This is a genomic window from Halomonas aestuarii (assembly GCF_001886615.1).
Taxonomy (GTDB): Bacteria; Pseudomonadota; Gammaproteobacteria; order Pseudomonadales; family Halomonadaceae; genus Halomonas; species Halomonas aestuarii.
This window is the reverse complement of record NZ_CP018139.1, coordinates 1,280,125-1,297,989: the sequence shown is the minus strand read 5'-3', so window position 1 is coordinate 1,297,989 and position 17,865 is coordinate 1,280,125. Positions and strand designations below refer to the sequence as shown.

Genomic DNA, 17,865 nt, shown 5'->3' with positions numbered 1-17,865 from the left:
CAGGCGTCAGGCCAGGTAGGCCAGCGCGCCAGCCACCATCGCCTCGATGCCGGTGCGCAGCGTTACCTCATTGCCGGGGAAGTAGTAGGGCGAGTGGGGCATTTCCAGGTGGCGCATCTTCTCCGCCACGCTCTGGCCGGGCGTCTTGGCCCAGCGCTCCGCGGGGGTGGCGCCTATGAACCAGTAGACGTAGGGGATGTCTTCGCCGCCGAAACCGCCGTCCTCGGCGCTGCCGAAGTAGGGGAAGTCCTCGCTGCCGTTGAGGCATGGCATGTCATAGAGGTTGTCCTCTCCAAAGTGCTTGCCGTGGGCACGGCGAACATGGTCGACCACCGTAGGATCGTTGTGCAGCGCGAGGGTCTCGTTGAGCACCCGGAATGCCGGAGGCCTCGGAGCGCGGCCGGCCTCGCACTCGGCTCGCACGATGCGCTAGATGGCCCCCACCACCTGCCGGTGGATAGCGTTGTCGAAGCTGCGGATATTGATCTCGAGCTCGACGGAGTGGGGAATGATGTTGGCCTGGGTACCGGCATACAGCTTTCCGACGGTGACCGCCACGGTCTCCTCCGGCGGCACTTCGCGGGAGACGATGGTCTGCAGGCGCGTCACCACGTGAGCGGCGATCACCACCGGGTCCACCATCTGTCGGAACTCGAGGCCTGCGACATGCCGCTTGGATGGCCTGGCGGTCGAGCAATGATTCACCGGCGCTCCACAACTTGCTGGAGCAGGTAGACGAAGTGTGCGTATAAGGGGGCATATCGACATCAGTCCCGGGTGGCCACGGCCGTCGGGCTGCTGCCCCCTCATGGATATCGCCCGCTACGGCGATTCTCCACCAGCACCTCGAGGATGGCGTTGGCCTCCTGCATCACGGGGGAGGGGACTTCCCCGCGGCGCCGGCTGCAGATGACGGGGATGGTGATGCTCCTGTCGGCGAGATAGACATAGCTGATGCCGTCCCGTTGCACGCGCTTGACCTGCTCGGGCACCAGACTGATGCCTATCTCTGAGTGCACCAGGCTTAGTGCCGTCTGTAGTTCATTGGCCTCCTGGGCCACTTCGACCTTCAGCCCCTGGCGGCGGAAGAGCCCGAGCACCATGTCGGCCATGCTGGGGCGCGGCTTGGCAGGAAACAGGACCAGCGGGTAGCGGGCGAGCTGCTCTAGGGTCGGGGTGGTACCTTCCAGCGGATGGCCCGCCGGCAGGGCGGCCAGAATCGGCTCGTCGAACAGCACTTCCTGCTCCACGTCCGGGTCGTCGATCCTGAGACGGCCGAACCCGAGGTCGATGCGACCCGCTTTCAGCGCCTGGATCTGCTGCACCGTGGTCAGCTCCGCCAGGCTCAGCTCGACATTATCCTTTTGTCGTAAGTCGCGGACCAGCAGCGGCAATTGGCCATAGAACACCGACGGCACGAAGCCGATGCCGAACATGACGCGCTGGCTGCGGGCCATGCGCCTTGTGGCCTCCAGGGTAGCGTCCAACTTTTCCAGTATCTGGATGGCGTGCTGCCGGAAGAACTGCCCGGTGGGGGTCAGACGCAATCCACGTGAGCCCCGCTCGAATAATTCGGCCCCTACCTCTTTCTCCAGCTGTTTGATTTGTCTCGATAAAGGGGGCTGTGACATGTGCAGCCGCTCGGCGGCACAGGTCAGGTTCAACTCCTCGGCGACCACGCAGAAGTACCTGAGATGACGAAGTTCCATGATACCTCCTGGGTATGGCAGGGCACCCAAACAATATTGGTTCGGTCTGCAAGCTGCAATCAGACTGTCCTTCAATAACCATATTCCCGGACTTCGGAGCCTCCCATGTCATCCGTGATTGAAAGCATCGAGACGCTGCTGGTCGACCTGCCGACCATCCGCCCCCACAAGCTCTCCATGACCACCATGGCCTGCCAGACCATGGTCATCGTGCGGATGCGTCACAGCGATGGCATCGAGGGACTCGGCGAGGGAACCACCATCGGCGGCCTGGCCTACGGCCCCGAGAGCCCCGAGAGCATCAAGACCAACATCGATACCTACCTGGCGCCGATGCTGATCGGCCAGCCCTCGGGCAACATCCACGCGCTGCGTGCCCGGCTGAACCGCCAGGCCCACGGCAACGCCATCGCCAAGTCAGCGCTGGAGACTGCGCTGCTCGATGCCCAGGGCAAGCGCCTGGGCCTCTCGGTGGCCGAACTGCTGGGTGGCGCCCGCCAGACGCACCTGCCGGTGCTCTGGACCCTGGCCAGCGGCGATACCCGCAAGGACATCGACGAGGCCCTGCTGCGTCTTGAGCAGCGTCGCCACGGCGACTTCAAGCTGAAGATTGGTGCCAATCCCGTGGAACAGGACGTACGCCACGTGGCTGCCATCAAGGAGGCGCTGGGCGACAGGGCAAGCGTGCGGGTCGACGTCAACCAGGCCTGGGACGAGCCCACCGCGGTGCGAGGTATCCAGGCGCTACAGGACGCCGGCATCGAGCTGATCGAGCAGGCCATTCCCGCCCGCGAGCAGGCCGGCCTGATCCGCCTGTCGCAGCGCTTCAACGTGCCCATGCTGGCCGACGAGGGGGTGCAGGATGCCCGCGACGGCCTGCAACTCGCCGCCGGGGGCTTCAGCGGCGCCTTCGCGCTGAAGATCGCCAAGTCCGGTGGGATCAACGGGGTGCTGGAACTGGCCCATGTGGCCCAGGCCGCCGGCATCGGCCTCTATGGTGGCACCCTGCTCGAGGGCACCATCGGCACCGCCGCGTCCCTGCATGCTTGGGCGACGCTGCCCGAGATGGCCTGGGGCACCGAGATGTTCGGCCCGCTGCTGCTCAAGGACGACATCGTGGCCAATCCGTTGAACTACACAGAGTTCGGCGTCGAGCTGCCTAAGGGGCCTGGCCTGGGCGTCACTCTGGATGAAGACAAGCTCGCGCACTATGCGCGCAAGAACTGAAAAGGAGAACGTCATGCTGTTTCAGGTGGAAATGACCGTCAAGCTGCCGCCGTCCATGCCGGCCGAGCAGGCTGCCGAGATCAAGGCAACCGAGAAGGCCTACTCCCAGGAGTTGCAGCGCGCTGGCAAGTGGCGCCACCTGTGGCGCGTGGCCGGCAGCTACTCGAATGTCAGCATCTTCGACGTCGACGATAACGTCGAGCTGCAGGAGCTGGTCAGCAACCTGCCGCTCTTCCCCTACATGGAGATCAGCGTCAAGCCATTGTGTCGCCATCCGTCCTCCATCCGCGAGGACGACACCTGAGTCGCGGATGATGCAAGCCAGCTCCCGCGGGCGGGCCAAGAACAGATAACGATTAGGAGAACCCGACCATGACCGTGAAGATTTTCGATACCCCCGAGGTCCAGGACTTCCTCAATACCGTCGCCGGCTTTGACCAGGACGGCGGCAGCGAGCGCGCCAAGCAGATCATGCACCGCCTGCTGTCCGACCTGTTCCGCCTGATGGACGACTACGACGTCAGCGCCGAGGAGTTCTGGTCCGCCGTCAGCGTGCTCAACGCGCTGGGCAACGGCACCCAGTTCGGCCTGCTGGCCCCGGGGCTCGGTTTCGATCACTACCTGGACATGCGCATGGATGCCGCCGACGCCGAGCGTGGCCTGCTGGGCGGCACCCCGCGCACCATCGAGGGTCCGCTCTACGTGGCCGGTGCCCCGGAGGCCGAGGGCTTCGCGCGCATGGACGACGGCCAGGACAACGACGGCGAGACCATGTGGCTGACCGGCCAGGTGCGTGACGTCGACGGCCAGCCCGTCGTCGGCGCCAAGGTCGAGATCTGGCACGCCAACTCCAAGGGCGGCTACTCCTTCTTCGATCCGACCCAGTCCGAGTACAACCTGCGCCGCAGCATCATCACCGATGCCGAGGGCCGCTACACCGCGCGCAGCATCATCCCCTCCGGCTACGGCTGCCCGCCGGACAGCCCGACCCAGCAGGTGCTCGACCTGCTCGGCCGTCACGGCCAGCGCCCGGCGCATATCCACTACTTCATCTCGGCGCCCGGCCACAAGCACCTGACCACCCAGATCAACCTGGCCGGCGACCCCTACACCTTCGACGACTTCGCCTTCGCCACCCGCGAGGAGCTAGTGGTGCCGGCCAACCGCATCGAGGACAAGGACGAGATCGCCAAGCGCGAGCTGGATGGCCCCTTCGCCGAGGTGGTGTTCGACATCGAGCTGGCGAAGACCGACGCCCCCGAGCTGCAGGTGCGCCACGCCCGCCCGCGGGCCAAGGAAGACGAGCAGGACAAGCACAGCCAGCTGGCCGGCACCGCCAAGGTCTGATCGGCCCCTGCCATTGACCTCACGGGAGGAGCGCCGGGGGCAGGTCGAAGAGGAGGTCCTACGCCAGGGATGGCGTTGGTAGCGCCCAGGGAAGGGTTCACAGCGCCTCCTCGCGAATCTGCCGCCGGAACAGCTCCGAGCAATCACGACAAGACACCGAGGATCACCGTCATGACCACACAGCTTGATCGACTCGAGGAACGCGTCCGCGGCGCCGTCGTCGACGACGCCGATCACGGCATCTTCCGCTGCCACCGCAGCATGTTCACCGACCCGGATTTCTTCGACCTGGAGATGAAGCACATCTTCGAGGGCAACTGGCTGTTCCTGGCCCACGAGAGCCAGATCGCCGAGCCGGGCGACTACTTCACCGTGACCATGGGTCGTCAGCCGGTGGTCATCACCCGCGACAAGGCCGGCGAGCTGCACGGCCTGATCAACGCCTGTGCCCACCGTGGCGCCACCCTGTGCCGCCGCAAGCGGGGCAACAAGGGCACCTTCACCTGCCCCTTCCATGGCTGGACCTTCAAGAACGACGGCAAGCTGCTCAAGGCCAAGAACGAGAAGAATGGCGCCTACCCGGAGGGCTTCAAGCAGGAGGGCTCCCACGACCTCAAGCGCCTGCCGCGCTTCGCCAACTACAAGGGCTTCCTGTTCGGCAGCCTGAGCGATGACGTCCAGCCGCTCGAGGAGTACCTGGGCGAGACCACCAAGGTCATCGACAACATCGTCGACCAGGCGCCGGAAGGCCTGGAGATCCTGCGCGGCACCTCGTCGTACACCTTCAACGGCAACTGGAAGCTGCAGGCCGAGAACGGCGCCGATGGCTACCACGTCAGCTCGGTGCACTGGAACTACGCCTCGACCATGGAGCGTCGCAACTACGATGCCGGCGGCACCAAGGCGGTGGACGCCGACGGCTGGTCGAAGAGCCAGGGCGGCTTCTACTCCTACGAGAACGGCCACATGATGCTGTGGACCCGGCTGCTCAACCCCGAGGTGCGCCCGGTCTACACCCAGAAGGACTGGATCGAGAAGCAGCTTGGCGCGGCGCGGGCCGACTCCATCGTCAACCAGACCCGCAACCTGTGCCTCTACCCCAACGTCTACCTGATGGACCAGTTCTCCACGCAGATCCGCGTGCTGCGTCCGCTCTCCGTGGACAAGACCGAGGTCACCATCTACGGCTTCGCGCCCAAGGGCGAGTCCGCGGAGAACCGCGCCGTGCGCATCCGCCAGTACGAGGACTTCTTCAACGTCTCGGGCATGGGCACGCCGGACGACCTCGAGGAGTTCCGCGCCTGCCAGGAGGGTTACAACGGGGCGCTGGCCGAGTGGAACGACCTCTCCCGCGGTGCCAAGCAGTGGATCGAGGGGGCCGACGAGAACGCCCAGGCGATCGACATGAAGCCGCTGCTCAGCGGGGCCTCCCCGGAAGACGAGGGCCTCTACGTGCTGCACCACCAGCACTGGGTCGAGGAGATGCTGCGCGCCATCGACAAGGAACGCAGCCAGTTCATCGCCACCCAGTCCGCGTAAGCGCGCACGAACCGAGAAGGGGAGAACAGACATGAGCATCAGCTATCACGCTATCCAGGCCTTCCTGTACCGCGAGGCGCGCCTGCTCGATGACCGCCAGTGGGACGAGTGGCTGGAGTGCTACCGCCAGGACGCCGAGTTCTGGATGCCGGCCTGGGACGACGACGACCAGTTGACCCGGGACCCGCAGTCCGAGATCTCATTGATCTACTACCCGAATCGCGATGGGCTCGAGGACCGGGTCTACCGGATCAAGACCGAGCGAAGCGGGGCGAGCACGCCGGAGCCGCGCACCACCCATCAGGTCACCAACCTCGAGGTGCTCAAGGAGGAGGGTGACACGGTGGAGCTGCGCTTCAACTGGCACACCCTGAGCCACCGCTACAAGAAGACCGACAGCTACTTCGGCAGCGCCTTCTACACCCTGGACGTGTCGGGGGAGACGCCGCTGATCACCAGAAAGGTCGTGCAACTCAACAACGACTACATCCACCAGGTCATTGATGTCTATCACGTCTGACCCGGTGCGGGAGGAGATTCGACCATGAGCTACACCATTGCACTCAACTTCGAGGATGGCGTCACCCGCTTCATCGGATGCAAGGTCGGGGAAACGGTCCTCGATGCCGCCTATCGGCAGAAGGTCAACCTGCCGATGGACTGCTCCGACGGCGTCTGTGGCACCTGCAAGGGCCATTGCGAGCAAGGCGAGTTCGACATGGGAGATGAGTACCTGGAGGAGGCGCTCTCCGATGAGGAGGCCGCCGAAGGCCAGGTGCTAACCTGCCAGATGGTGCCGTCTTCCGACTGCGTGATACAGGTGCCGGTAGCGTCCACCCTGTGCAAGACCGCGGTGGGGAAGCTCGAGGGCACTGTGGCCGTGGTTGAGCAACTTTCCGAGGACAGCATCGAACTGGGGGTGGACCTGGACGAGGAGGCCGCACTGGCCTTTCTGCCAGGGCAGTATATCCACATCGATGTGCCGGGCACCGAGCATCACCGTTCCTACTCGTTCAGCTCGAAGCCCGGCGATCGGCGTGCGACCTTCCTGATCCGCAACATCCCCAACGGCGTAATGAGCGGCTATCTGACTGAGCGCGCCAAGGTTGGCGACCGGCTGGCCCTGACCGGGCCGATGGGCAGCTTCTATCTGCGTGAGGTCACCCGTCCGGTGTTGATGCTGGCCGGCGGCACGGGCCTGGCGCCCTTCCTCTCCATGCTCGAGATGCTGGTGCAGAAGAAGGTGGAAGGGGCGTCCAGTGAACCGCCGATCCACCTGATCTACGGCGTCAACAAGGACGATCATCTGGTCAAGGTCGATGCCTTGGAGCATTTCGCTGCGGAACTGCCCAACTTCACCTACTCCACCGTGGTAGTGGATGAGGCGAGCCAGCATCCGCGCAAGGGGTACGTGACCCACCATATGGACGTCGAGGTGCTGCACGACGGCGACATCGACGTCTACCTGTGCGGGCCGCCTCCGATGGTCGATGCCGTGCTCAAGCACTTCGACAAGGAGGGCATCGTCCCGCAGAGCTTCCACTACGAGAAGTTCACTCCCAACCAGGCACCGGGAGAGGCGTCATGACCCCGCAACGCTTTGACGGCCCACGTTTCCAGGACCGGGTGATGGTGATCACCGGCGCGGCTCAGGGCATCGGGCAGCGGGTCGCCGAGCGGGCCGCAGCCGAGGGGGCACGCCTGGCCCTGGTGGACCGTGCCGACCTCATCCATGAAGTGGTGGCCAAGCTGGTCGAGCAGGGCGTCGACGCCATTGCCGTGCAGGCCGACCTGGAGACTTGGGAAGGGGCCGAGGACGTCATGGCCCAAAGCGTCGAGCACTTCGGTCGCATCGATATCCTGATCAACAACGTGGGCGGGGCGATCAACTTCAAGCCGTTCACCGAATTCAGCGAGAGCGAGATCGTTGCCGAGGTCCAGCGCTCGCTGATGCCGACGCTGTGGTGCTGCCGCGCGGTGCTGCCGACCTTTGTGGCGCAGGGCGGTGGCGTGATCGTCAACGTCTCCTCGGTAGCGACCCGGGGTATCCACAGGATTCCCTATTCGGCCGCCAAGGGCGGCGTCAATGCGCTGACCGAGTCCCTGGCCTTCGAGTACGCCGAGCACGGTATCCGCGTGGTGGCCGCCGGCGTCGGGGGGACCGAGGCGCCCCCGCGGAAGATCTCCCGCGGCACCCCGGAGCCCCGTAACGACACGGAGCGGGCCTGGTTCCAGGCGCATATCGACCAGACCAAGCAGAGCTGCCTGATGCAGCGCTACGGCACCTTGGACGAAATGGCCGCGCCGATCCTGTTCCTGGCCTCGGACGAGGCGAGCTACATCACCGGCAGCGTGCTGCCGGTGGGCGGTGGCGACCAAGGCTAGCGGCGGCCCCTTTCCAGTTAGCTTCCCCTGCGGAACACCCGGGTCTGGCCGGCGGCGCCCCTGCCCCCTCCCCGGACTCCTGCTGTTTCCTCCTTGACCCGCGACTGCTTCGGTAGCGCGGGTCCTTTGTTGTCCGGCCGCTTCCTGGCCCGACCGTGCCGGCCTCTTATCCTTTTGTCTCAATCTTCGCCCCCGGGAAGGTTGAATTATCGTTCAGGACCATGCCCTGACCTCGTCAGCGGCAATCGGGAGTGGCCCATTCCCGGCTCGTTGGATCGACATACCGTAGCCGGAATGTCCGATCATCGCGGGTCATGGCATGGGTTATCTTTCAAAATATTGATTTCATGTTGGTTTTCTTCGTAAAGCTTAGGTGGTGCGGGAGTTTTTCGGCTGCCTTTGCAATACCCATGAGGTATGGGGGGGAACTCAAACGATATTGGTTACCCCCCCGCGGTCTGGCCAGACTCTATTCACCACAACAAGAACGCCTCCGTCGAGATGTGGCCTGTCAGGCATCCGGAGGCCCCCGAAAACGGCCTTGCATCCCTGACGAGGCAGCAGGGCACAGGATAACGATGAGAGCATGACCATGACCGTGAAGATTTTCGATACCCCCCAGGTCCAGGACTTCCTGAACAGCGTCGCCGGCTTCGACCAGGAAGGCGGCAACGAGCGCGCCAAGCAGATCCTGCACCGCCTGCTCTCCGACCTGTTCCGCCTGATGGACGACTTCGATGTCAGCGCCGAGGAGTTCTGGTCCGCCGTCAGCGTGCTCAACGCGCTGGGCAACGGCACCCAGTTCGGCCTGCTGGCCCCGGGGCTCGGTTTCGATCACTACCTGGACATGCGCATGGATGCCGCCGACGCCGAGCGTGGCCTGCTGGGCGGCACCCCGCGCACCATCGAGGGTCCGCTCTACGTGGCCGGTGCCCCGGAGGCCGAGGGCTTCGCGCGCATGGACGACGGCCAGGACAACGACGGCGAGACCATGTGGCTGACCGGCCAGGTGCGTGACGTCGACGGCCAGCCCGTCGTCGGCGCCAAGGTCGAGATCTGGCACGCCAACTCCAAGGGCGGCTACTCCTTCTTCGATCCGACCCAGTCCGAGTACAACCTGCGCCGCAGCATCATCACCGATGCCGAGGGCCGCTACACCGCGCGCAGCATCATCCCCTCCGGCTACGGCTGCCCGCCGGACAGCCCGACCCAGCAGGTGCTCGACCTGCTCGGTCGTCACGGCCAGCGCCCGGCGCATATCCACTACTTTGTCTCGGCGCCGGGTCACAAGCACCTGACCACCCAGATCAACCTGGCCGGCGACCCCTACACCTTCGACGACTTCGCCTTTGCCACTCGCGAGGAGCTGGTGGTGCCGGCGAACCGCATCGAGGATGCGGACGAGATCGCCAAGCGTGAGCTGGATGGCCCCTTCGCCGAGGTGGTCTTCGACATCGAGCTGGCCAAGACCGATGCCCCCGAGCTGCAGGTGCGCCACGCCCGCCCTCGGGCCAAGGAAGACGAGCAGGACCGTCACAGCCAGCTGGCCGGCACCGCCAAGGTCTGAGCCTGCCCTTTCCCTTCATCGAACGTGTGCCGTGCCGCGGGCCTTGTCCGCGGCATGCCAGGGGAGCCTACGCTCCAACAACGTCAATAACACGATCGCCAAGCGAGGATCACCGTCATGACCACACAGCTTGATCGACTCGAGGAACGCGTCCGCGGCGCCGTCGTCGACGACGCCGATCACGGCATCTTCCGCTGCCACCGCAGCATGTTCACCGACCCGGATTTCTTCGACCTGGAGATGAAGCACATCTTCGAGGGCAACTGGCTGTTCCTGGCCCACGAGAGCCAGATCGCCGAGCCGGGCGACTACTTCACCGTGACCATGGGTCGTCAGCCGGTGGTCATCACCCGCGACAAGGCCGGCGAGCTGCACGGCCTGATCAACGCCTGTGCCCACCGTGGCGCCACCCTGTGCCGCCGCAAGCGGGGCAACAAGGGCACCTTCACCTGCCCCTTCCATGGCTGGACCTTCAAGAACGACGGCAAGCTGCTCAAGGCCAAGAACGAGAAGAATGGCGCCTACCCGGAGGGCTTCAAGCAGGAGGGCTCCCACGACCTCAAGCGCCTGCCGCGCTTCGCCAACTACAAGGGCTTCCTGTTCGGCAGCCTGAGCGATGACGTCCAGCCGCTCGAGGAGTACCTGGGCGAGACCACCAAGGTCATCGACAACATCGTCGACCAGGCGCCGGAAGGCCTGGAGATCCTGCGCGGCACCTCGTCGTACACCTTCAACGGCAACTGGAAGCTGCAGGCCGAGAACGGCGCCGATGGCTACCACGTCAGCTCGGTGCACTGGAACTACGCCTCGACCATGGAGCGTCGCAACTACGATGCCGGCGGCACCAAGGCGGTGGACGCCGACGGCTGGTCGAAGAGCCAGGGCGGCTTCTACTCCTACGAGAACGGCCACATGATGCTGTGGACCCGGCTGCTCAACCCCGAGGTGCGCCCGGTCTACACCCAGAAGGACTGGATCGAGAAGCAGCTTGGCGCGGCGCGGGCCGACTCCATCGTCAACCAGACCCGCAACCTGTGCCTCTACCCCAACGTCTACCTGATGGACCAGTTCTCCACGCAGATCCGCGTGCTGCGTCCGCTCTCCGTGGACAAGACCGAGGTCACCATCTACGGCTTCGCGCCCAAGGGCGAGTCCGCGGAGAACCGCGCCGTGCGCATCCGCCAGTACGAGGACTTCTTCAACGTCTCGGGCATGGGCACGCCGGACGACCTCGAGGAGTTCCGCGCCTGCCAGGAGGGTTACAACGGGGCGCTGGCCGAGTGGAACGACCTCTCCCGCGGTGCCAAGCAGTGGATCGAGGGGGCCGACGAGAACGCCCAGGCGATCGACATGAAGCCGCTGCTCAGCGGGGCCTCCCCGGAAGACGAGGGCCTCTACGTGCTGCACCACCAGCACTGGGTCGAGGAGATGCTGCGCGCCATCGACAAGGAACGCAGCCAGTTCATCGCCACCCAGTCCGCGTAAGCGCGCACGAACCGAGAAGGGGAGAACAGACATGAGCATCAGCTATCACGCTATCCAGGCCTTCCTGTACCGCGAGGCGCGCCTGCTCGATGACCGCCAGTGGGACGAGTGGCTGGAGTGCTACCGCCAGGACGCCGAGTTCTGGATGCCGGCCTGGGACGACGACGACCAGTTGACCCGGGACCCGCAGTCCGAGATCTCATTGATCTACTACCCGAATCGCGATGGGCTCGAGGACCGGGTCTACCGGATCAAGACCGAGCGAAGCGGGGCGAGCACGCCGGAGCCGCGCACCACCCATCAGGTCACCAACCTCGAGGTGCTCAAGGAGGAGGGTGACACGGTGGAGCTGCGCTTCAACTGGCACACCCTGAGCCACCGCTACAAGAAGACCGACAGCTACTTCGGCAGCGCCTTCTACACCCTGGACGTGTCGGGGGAGACGCCGCTGATCACCAGAAAGGTCGTGCAACTCAACAACGACTACATCCACCAGGTCATCGACGTCTACCACGTCTGACCCGGTGACGGTGGCCAGGTCACGCTGACCACGACTGCCGTTCGACAGACCACCTGGCAGGGACGCCGCGGTGCATGAAGATGGCTCACTGCTGCGCAGCCTGAGAGCAAGGACACCAACGCCGCTCCATAACCACAACACAAGAACCCTGGTAAACATGATGACTAACTACTTCAAGAAGACACTCCTGGCCTCACTGACCGGTGCCACCCTAATGGCCTCCGGGCTGGCCGTCGCAGCCGACCCGGTCAAGGTCGGCCTGATGCTGCCCTACTCTGGCACCTATACGGCCCTGGGCGAGGCCATCACCAATGGCCTGAAGCTGGCCATCGAGCAGAACGGCGGCCAACTCGGCGGCCGTGAGGTCGAGTACGTGCAACTCGACTCCGAGGCCAATCCCTCCAAGGCACCCCAAAACATGAGCCGCCTGGTCAAAGGCGATGGCGTCGACTTCGTCATCGGACCGGTCCACTCCGGCGTGGCCATGGGCATGCTGCGGGTGGCCAAGCAGTCGGGCGCCATCACCATCATTCCGAATGCCGGCCTGGAGGCCGCTACCAACCAGCTGTGCATGCCCAACGTCTTCCGGACCTCGTTCAGCATGTGGCAGAACAGCTTCCCGATGGGCAAGGTCGCCTATGACCGCGGGTACCGCGAGGTCGTGACCATCACCTGGGACTACGCCGGCGGCAAGGAAGACGTGGCTGGCTTCAAAGAGGCCTTCGAGGCGGAGGGCGGCGAGGTCGTCGAGCAGATCCTGGTACCCTTCCCGGACACCGAGTTCCAGAGCTACCTGACCCAGATCGCTAGCATCGCCCCGGACGCCGTCTACACCTTCTTCGCCGGGGGTGGCGGGGTGAGTTTCGTGCGCGACTATGCCGCCGCCGGCCTCAAGGAGAGTATCCCGCTGCTGGGATCGGGCTTCCTCACCGAGGGCAACATCGCGGCCCTGGACGGTGCCGGCGAGGGCGTGCTGACCACCATGCACTATTCCGAGACCCTCGACAGCGAGGCGAACCGCGCCTTCGTGTCGGCCTACGAGGGCGCCTACGGCGTGGCCCCGGACACCTACTCGGTGCAGGGCTATGACGCCGGCGCCATGCTGGTCCAGGCGCTCGACGCGGTGGGCGGCAATACCGAGGACCGCGACGCCCTGATTGAGGCCCTGGCCAATGTTGAGCTCGAGAGCCCGCGGGGCCTGATGACCTTTTCCGAGTCCCACCACCCGATCCAGAACGTCTACCTGCGCGAGATCCGCGATGGTAAGCACGAGGTGGTCGGCGTCGCCGCCGAGCAGTTCGAGGTGCCGGACGACGCCTGCCAGATGTAACTCGGTAACCGCCTGACCTCTTGGGGCGAGCTTGGCTCGCCCCTTCCATCGCAGAGGAGATCGTCATGGATCTCGCATTCTTTGGTGTGCAGCTCCTCAACGGGCTGCAGTACGGGCTGCTGCTTTTCCTGATCGCGAGCGGCCTGACCCTGATCTTCGGCATCATGGGCATCATCAACCTGGCCCACGGGGCCATGTACATGATTGGGGCCTACCTGGTCTGGGACCTGACCACGCTGCTGGGCAACTTCTGGCTGGCGATCGTCATCGCCGTTCCCGTTGCCGTAGCCCTGGGCCTGATCATCGAGCGGCTGTTCCTGGATACGCTTTACAAGCGCGACCACCTCTATCAGGTGCTGCTGACCTTCGGCCTGATCCTGGTGATCAACGAGGCGCAGCGCATCATCTGGGGGGGCGACGTGCACAGCGTGGCGATCCCGGCTCCGTTCGACGCCAGCCTGCAGCTCACCGACAACCTGCAGTACTCGGTCTACCGGCTGTTCGTGATGGGCGTCTGCCTGGCGCTGGCGGGCGTCATCTACTGGGTGATCCGCCACACCCGGCTGGGCATCATCATCCGCGCGGGTGCCGTCAACCGTGACATGGTGGAAGGCCTGGGTATCAACGTGCGCACGCTCTTCACCCTGATCTTCAGTGTCGGCGTGGCACTGACGGCCTTCGCCGGCATGATCGCTGCCCCCTTGACCTCCATCACCCCGGGCATGGGCGACAGCATCCTGATCACCTGTTTCGTCGTCGTGGTCATCGGTGGGATTGGCTCGATCAAGGGGGCCTTCTGGGGCGCCATTCTGATCGGCATGGCCGAGACTTTCGGCTCGGTGCTGATTCCGAGCATCGCCAGCATGGTGATCTACCTGATCATGGCCGGCGTGCTGCTGGTCAAGCCACGCGGCCTGTTCGCTTGAGGAGGATGAGACATGTTGCATAGATATCCCAAGCGCGTCGCCGTCATCATGCTGGCCCTGCTGGCCATCGTCGCGATCTACCCGCTATGGGGGCCGGCGCTGTTCGGCAGCCAGGCGGACTTCATCCTGGAAAAGCTGACCCTGATGGTGATCCTGGCGCTGTTCGCCATGAGCCTGGATCTGCTGGTGGGCATTGTTGGGCTGGTCAGCCTCGGTCACGCGCTGTTCTTCGGCCTGGGCGCCTATACCCTGGCGCTTGCCAGCCCCGATTTCGATGCGGCCTCCATGTGGTGGATGCTGCCACTGGTCATGCTGGTGTCCGCCGTCTCCGCCCTGGTGGTCGGCCTGCTGGTGATCCGCACCAAGGGCATCTTCTTCATCATGACCACCCTGGCCTTTGGCCAGATGCTCTTCTACCTGATCAGCACGGCGCCTTTCGCCGGCGGCACCGACGGGGTCTTCATCATGTTCCGTCCCGACGTCACGGTCGGCGAGACGGCCCTGCTGGACATGAGCGATCCCCATACCTTCTTCTACTTCTGCCTGGGGATGCTGGTCGCCGGCTTCCTGTTCCTGCGCTGGCTGACCCGCTCCTACTTCGGCCAGGTGCTCGACGGCATCCATGACAACGAGCACCGCATGCAGGCGCTGGGCTATGCCACCGGCGGCTACAAGCTGGTCGCCTTCGTGATCGCCGGCGTGATGGCCGCCATCGCCGGCATGCTGGCCGCCATGCAGTACGGCTTCGCCAACCCGGCACAGCTCGGCTGGCATACCTCCGGCGAGGTGCTGATGATGCTGATCCTCGGGGGCATGGGCACCATCTTCGGCCCGATCCTCGGCGCCTTCGCCTACGAGATCCTGCTCTATGTCTACGAGCACCTGACCGTGCACTGGCCGATCCTGATGGGACTGACCATCATCGCCGCCGTGCTGGTGCTGCCCCGCGGCATCGCCGGGCTGATCATCGCGCCGCCCTGGGCCCGCCGGAAGGCCCCGCTCGACGACGAGGAGGAGGCGGCGGCTGACCCGGCCCTCCAGCCCACCAGCATCAAGCACAAGGAGGGGTAAGCCATGAGCCAAGAACCGATCCTGGTCACCCATGGCCTGACCCGTCGTTTCGGCGGCCTGGTGGCGGTCAACGGCGTCGACTTCGACGTCCGCCCGGGGGAGATCCACGCCATCCTCGGACCCAATGGCGCCGGCAAGAGCACCCTGATCAACCTGCTGTCGGGGGAGATTCCGCCCTCGGAAGGCGAGGTGCTCTTCCACGGCAAACCGATCCAGGGCAAGAGCGTGCGCCAGATCGCCCGCATGGGCATCGGCCGCAGCCACCAGAAGACCAACATCTTCCCGCGTCTCAATTGTCTGCAGAACTGCGAGCTGGCCGCGCGAATCCACATGGGCGGCGTGTTCGGCAGCTGGCGCTCCCGCCAGCAGGCGCGCAAGGTCAGCGAGCGGGCCCTCGAGGTGCTTGAGACCTGCCATCTGGTCCACCGGGCCTATACCCCCGCCGCCGACATGAGCTATGGCGAGCAGCGCCAGCTGCAGATCGCCATGGTGCTGGCCACCGCGCCGACGCTGATGCTGCTGGACGAGCCTATGGCCGGCATGGGCCGCGACGAGACCGTCCAGGTCACGGAACTGCTCGAGAGCCTCACCGACCGCTACACCCTGGTGCTGATCGAGCACGACATGGACAGTGTCTTCCGCCTGGCTGACCGCATCACCGTGATGGTGGACGGCTGCGTGCTGGAGAGCGGCCCCACCGACCAGATTCGTTCGAGCGAGAAGGTGCGTGACGTCTATCTCGGGCGCCACCACGAGGAGGCCACGGCATGACGGCAGAGCAACAGAGCACCCCGCTGATCGAGGCCCGCGGGCTGCATACCTACTATGGCGAGAGCCACATCCTGCACGGCGTCGACCTCACCCTGATGCCTGGTGAGACCCTGAGCCTGCTGGGGCGCAATGGCATGGGCAAGACCACCACGCTGAAGTCGGTTCTGGGCTTCGTGCCACCGCGCCGCGGCGAGGTGAGCATCAAGGGTGTGCCCACCGCGAAGCGCCGCCCCTGGCAGCTGATCCGCCAGGGCATCGGCTACGTGCCGGAAGGGAGAGGGATCTTCCCGGGGATCAGCGTACGTGAGCACCTGATCATGGCCGCCCGGCCCAATGACCGCGGCGAATCGCCCTGGACAATGGAGCGCGTCCTGGACACCTTCCCCAGGCTCGGCCAGCGCATCAACCACGACGGCTCGTTCCTCTCCGGGGGCGAGCAGCAGATGCTTTCCATCGGGCGGGCGCTGACCCTCAACCCGGACCTGATGATCCTCGACGAGGCCACCGAGGGGCTGGCGCCGCTGATCCGCGACGAGATCTGGAAGATCATCCACGAGATCAAGGCCTCCGGCATCGCCACCATCATCGTCGACAAGAACATCGACAACCTGCTGGAGGTGGCCGAGAAGCACCTCCTGCTGGTCAAGGGTGAGGTGGTCTATAGCGGCGACTCCCGGGGCCTGAAGGACGACCCCACCATCCTCGACACTCACCTCGGCGTCGCCTGAGGTGTGACGGAGAGACGTTGCATGCAGTTACTCAAGGACTGGTCGATACCCGCGATCACCGCCGGCTTCGTAGCGGTGCTCGTCTCCTACTCCGGCCCCCTGGCGATCTTCTTCCAGGCGGCCCAGAGCGCCGAGATATCGACGGCCATGATGACCTCATGGGTCTGGGCGATCTCCATCGGTGCCGCCGTCTCGGGGATCGCGCTCAGCCTCTGGCTGAAGGTGCCCGTCGTCACCGCCTGGTCGGCGCCGGGCACCGCGCTGCTGGTAACGCTCTTCCCCGGCCTGTCACTCAACGAGGCGGTGGGGGCCTACCTAACGGCGGCGGCGGTGATCTTCGTGATCGGCATCACCGGCTCCTTCGACCGGATCATCCAGATGATCCCGCCGGGGATCGCCAGCGCCATGATGGCGGGCATCCTGTTCCAGTTCGGGGTCGGAGTCTTCGTCTCCTTGGAAACTGTGCCGGCCCTGACCCTCGGCATGATCCTGGCTTATCTGGTTTTCAAGCGGCTGACCCCCCGCTACAGCCTGGTGGCGCTACTGGTGGTCGGTGTGGGCCTGGCCGTGGTCCTCGAGGGTGCCAGCCTGAAAGGCGTGACGCTGAGCCTGGCCGATCCGCAGTTCATCCGTCCCGAGTGGACCTGGAACGCCACCTTGAGCCTGGCCATCCCGCTGGTGCTGGTCAGCCTCACCGGGCAGTTCCTGCCGGGCATGGCGATCCTGCGAAGCTCCGGCTACAACACCTCGGCCAAGCCGATCGTTACCGTGACCAGCCTGACCTCCTTCGTCACCGCCTTCTTCGGGGGGATCACGACGGTGATCGCGGCCATCACGGCGGCCATCTGTACCAGCAAGGAGGCCCACGAGGACCCCGGCAAGCGCTATGTGGCCGGGCTGGCCAACGGGGTCTTCTACCTGATCGGTGGCACCTTCGCCGGGACCATCGTGCTGCTCTTCACCTCTCTGCCCGGTGAGTTCGTCGCGGTGCTGGCGGGCCTGGCGCTGATCGGCGCCATCACCAGCAACCTCAGCGCCTTCGCCGCCCACAAGGACCACCTGGAGGCCTCGGTGATCACCTTCATCGCCACAGCGTCGGGCATGAGCTTCCTGGGGCTGGGGTCGGCCTTCTGGGGGGTGGTGGTCGGCGCACTGGCCTATGTATTGCTGCACCGGCCACTACCCGGCCTCGGGCGTGGAGCCGAGCGGGCGCAGGCCCGCAAGTCATCCTGATCTCGAATACCGCTATTTCAAGAACAA

General features: G+C 65.0%; 19 protein-coding genes. 16 read left to right on the top strand and 3 right to left on the bottom strand.

The features are described from left to right. Window positions 1-6: 6 nt before the first annotated feature. The 3 genes from BOX17_RS17055 to BOX17_RS05900 form a co-directional block, all read right to left on the bottom strand. Window positions 7-372 (bottom strand): zinc-binding metallopeptidase family protein, encoded by a 366-nt coding sequence (locus BOX17_RS17055; RefSeq protein ID WP_071942670.1) that lies wholly within the window; start codon window positions 370-372, stop codon window positions 7-9. A gap of 57 nt (window positions 373-429) precedes the next feature. Then, window positions 430-705 (bottom strand): peptidase dimerization domain-containing protein, encoded by a 276-nt coding sequence (locus BOX17_RS17050; protein ID WP_208858097.1) that lies wholly within the window; start codon window positions 703-705, stop codon window positions 430-432. Between the two features lie 101 nt (window positions 706-806). Further along, window positions 807-1,709 (bottom strand): LysR family transcriptional regulator, encoded by a 903-nt coding sequence (locus BOX17_RS05900; protein ID WP_071942666.1) that lies wholly within the window; start codon window positions 1,707-1,709, stop codon window positions 807-809. A 105-nt stretch (window positions 1,710-1,814) separates the two neighbouring features. Between BOX17_RS05900 and BOX17_RS05895 the strand changes: the two genes are divergently transcribed. The 16 genes from BOX17_RS05895 (at window position 1,815) to BOX17_RS05820 (ending at window position 17,838) form a co-directional block, all read left to right on the top strand. Continuing rightward, window positions 1,815-2,936: a muconate cycloisomerase family protein gene (locus tag BOX17_RS05895; RefSeq protein ID WP_071942664.1), complete on the top strand. Its 1,122-nt coding sequence runs from the start codon at window positions 1,815-1,817 to the stop codon at window positions 2,934-2,936. A 13-nt stretch (window positions 2,937-2,949) separates the two neighbouring features. After that, window positions 2,950-3,240, top strand: coding sequence for a muconolactone Delta-isomerase (catC, locus tag BOX17_RS05890; protein WP_071942663.1), 291 nt, complete (start codon window positions 2,950-2,952; stop codon window positions 3,238-3,240). A gap of 68 nt (window positions 3,241-3,308) precedes the next feature. After that, window positions 3,309-4,283, top strand: coding sequence for a catechol 1,2-dioxygenase (catA, locus tag BOX17_RS05885; protein ID WP_071942661.1), 975 nt, complete (start codon window positions 3,309-3,311; stop codon window positions 4,281-4,283). A 171-nt stretch (window positions 4,284-4,454) separates the two neighbouring features. Continuing rightward, the gene (locus BOX17_RS05880) at window positions 4,455-5,822 is read left to right on the top strand and encodes a Rieske 2Fe-2S domain-containing protein (RefSeq protein ID WP_071942655.1); all 1,368 of its coding nucleotides are present in this window, start codon (window positions 4,455-4,457) and stop codon (window positions 5,820-5,822) included. 31 nt (window positions 5,823-5,853) lie between these two features. After that, window positions 5,854-6,342 carry a benzoate 1,2-dioxygenase small subunit gene (gene benB / locus BOX17_RS05875; protein ID WP_071942654.1) on the top strand — a complete coding sequence of 163 codons (489 nt, stop codon included), beginning with the start codon at window positions 5,854-5,856 and terminating at the stop codon, window positions 6,340-6,342. A 24-nt stretch (window positions 6,343-6,366) separates the two neighbouring features. Next, window positions 6,367-7,410, top strand: coding sequence for a benzoate 1,2-dioxygenase electron transfer component BenC (gene benC / locus BOX17_RS05870; protein WP_071942659.1), 1,044 nt, complete (start codon window positions 6,367-6,369; stop codon window positions 7,408-7,410). After that, complete coding sequence (benD, locus tag BOX17_RS05865; protein ID WP_071942657.1) at window positions 7,407-8,207, top strand: benzoate diol dehydrogenase BenD; 801 nt, start codon at window positions 7,407-7,409, stop codon at window positions 8,205-8,207. The genes benC and benD overlap by 4 nt, the downstream gene beginning before the upstream one ends. Window positions 8,208-8,799: 592 nt before the next feature. Next, window positions 8,800-9,774 (top strand): catechol 1,2-dioxygenase, encoded by a 975-nt coding sequence (gene catA / locus BOX17_RS05860; protein ID WP_071946682.1) that lies wholly within the window; start codon window positions 8,800-8,802, stop codon window positions 9,772-9,774. 117 nt (window positions 9,775-9,891) lie between these two features. Further along, window positions 9,892-11,259 (top strand): Rieske 2Fe-2S domain-containing protein, encoded by a 1,368-nt coding sequence (locus BOX17_RS05855; RefSeq protein WP_071942655.1) that lies wholly within the window; start codon window positions 9,892-9,894, stop codon window positions 11,257-11,259. A gap of 31 nt (window positions 11,260-11,290) precedes the next feature. Then, window positions 11,291-11,779: a benzoate 1,2-dioxygenase small subunit gene (benB, locus tag BOX17_RS05850; RefSeq protein ID WP_071942654.1), complete on the top strand. Its 489-nt coding sequence runs from the start codon at window positions 11,291-11,293 to the stop codon at window positions 11,777-11,779. 157 nt (window positions 11,780-11,936) lie between these two features. Further along, window positions 11,937-13,109, top strand: coding sequence for an ABC transporter substrate-binding protein (locus BOX17_RS05845; RefSeq protein WP_083582086.1), 1,173 nt, complete (start codon window positions 11,937-11,939; stop codon window positions 13,107-13,109). Between the two features lie 65 nt (window positions 13,110-13,174). Beyond that, the gene (locus BOX17_RS05840) at window positions 13,175-14,035 is read left to right on the top strand and encodes a branched-chain amino acid ABC transporter permease (RefSeq protein ID WP_071942652.1); all 861 of its coding nucleotides are present in this window, start codon (window positions 13,175-13,177) and stop codon (window positions 14,033-14,035) included. Between the two features lie 12 nt (window positions 14,036-14,047). Then, window positions 14,048-15,106 (top strand): branched-chain amino acid ABC transporter permease, encoded by a 1,059-nt coding sequence (locus BOX17_RS05835; RefSeq protein WP_071942650.1) that lies wholly within the window; start codon window positions 14,048-14,050, stop codon window positions 15,104-15,106. A gap of 3 nt (window positions 15,107-15,109) precedes the next feature. Further along, a complete protein-coding gene (locus BOX17_RS05830; protein ID WP_071942648.1) occupies window positions 15,110-15,877 on the top strand; it encodes an ABC transporter ATP-binding protein in 768 nt (255 codons plus the stop codon). Beyond that, the gene (locus tag BOX17_RS05825; RefSeq protein WP_071942646.1) at window positions 15,874-16,605 is read left to right on the top strand and encodes an ABC transporter ATP-binding protein; all 732 of its coding nucleotides are present in this window, start codon (window positions 15,874-15,876) and stop codon (window positions 16,603-16,605) included. Before BOX17_RS05830 ends, BOX17_RS05825 begins: the two co-directional genes overlap by 4 nt. Before the next feature lie 21 nt (window positions 16,606-16,626). After that, window positions 16,627-17,838, top strand: a complete 1,212-nt coding sequence (locus BOX17_RS05820) for a benzoate/H(+) symporter BenE family transporter (RefSeq protein WP_071942644.1) — start codon at window positions 16,627-16,629, stop codon at window positions 17,836-17,838. Window positions 17,839-17,865 lie beyond the last annotated feature (27 nt).

Bases quoted from the DNA above. Each gene is read 5' to 3' on its own strand.
- BOX17_RS05900 (WP_071942666.1), bottom strand. From the start codon at position 1,709: ATGGAACTTCGTCATCTCAGGTACTTCTGCGTGGTCGCCGAGGAGTTG.
- BOX17_RS05895 (WP_071942664.1), top strand. From the start codon at position 1,815: ATGTCATCCGTGATTGAAAGCATCGAGACGCTGCTGGTCGACCTGCCG.
- catC (WP_071942663.1), top strand. From the start codon at position 2,950: ATGCTGTTTCAGGTGGAAATGACCGTCAAGCTGCCGCCGTCCATGCCG.
- catA (WP_071942661.1), top strand. From the start codon at position 3,309: ATGACCGTGAAGATTTTCGATACCCCCGAGGTCCAGGACTTCCTCAAT.
- BOX17_RS05880 (WP_071942655.1), top strand. From the start codon at position 4,455: ATGACCACACAGCTTGATCGACTCGAGGAACGCGTCCGCGGCGCCGTC.
- benB (WP_071942654.1), top strand. From the start codon at position 5,854: ATGAGCATCAGCTATCACGCTATCCAGGCCTTCCTGTACCGCGAGGCG.
- benC (WP_071942659.1), top strand. From the start codon at position 6,367: ATGAGCTACACCATTGCACTCAACTTCGAGGATGGCGTCACCCGCTTC.
- benD (WP_071942657.1), top strand. From the start codon at position 7,407: ATGACCCCGCAACGCTTTGACGGCCCACGTTTCCAGGACCGGGTGATG.
- catA (WP_071946682.1), top strand. From the start codon at position 8,800: ATGACCGTGAAGATTTTCGATACCCCCCAGGTCCAGGACTTCCTGAAC.
- BOX17_RS05855 (WP_071942655.1), top strand. From the start codon at position 9,892: ATGACCACACAGCTTGATCGACTCGAGGAACGCGTCCGCGGCGCCGTC.
- benB (WP_071942654.1), top strand. From the start codon at position 11,291: ATGAGCATCAGCTATCACGCTATCCAGGCCTTCCTGTACCGCGAGGCG.
- BOX17_RS05845 (WP_083582086.1), top strand. From the start codon at position 11,937: ATGATGACTAACTACTTCAAGAAGACACTCCTGGCCTCACTGACCGGT.
- BOX17_RS05840 (WP_071942652.1), top strand. From the start codon at position 13,175: ATGGATCTCGCATTCTTTGGTGTGCAGCTCCTCAACGGGCTGCAGTAC.
- BOX17_RS05835 (WP_071942650.1), top strand. From the start codon at position 14,048: ATGTTGCATAGATATCCCAAGCGCGTCGCCGTCATCATGCTGGCCCTG.
- BOX17_RS05830 (WP_071942648.1), top strand. From the start codon at position 15,110: ATGAGCCAAGAACCGATCCTGGTCACCCATGGCCTGACCCGTCGTTTC.
- BOX17_RS05825 (WP_071942646.1), top strand. From the start codon at position 15,874: ATGACGGCAGAGCAACAGAGCACCCCGCTGATCGAGGCCCGCGGGCTG.
- BOX17_RS05820 (WP_071942644.1), top strand. From the start codon at position 16,627: ATGCAGTTACTCAAGGACTGGTCGATACCCGCGATCACCGCCGGCTTC.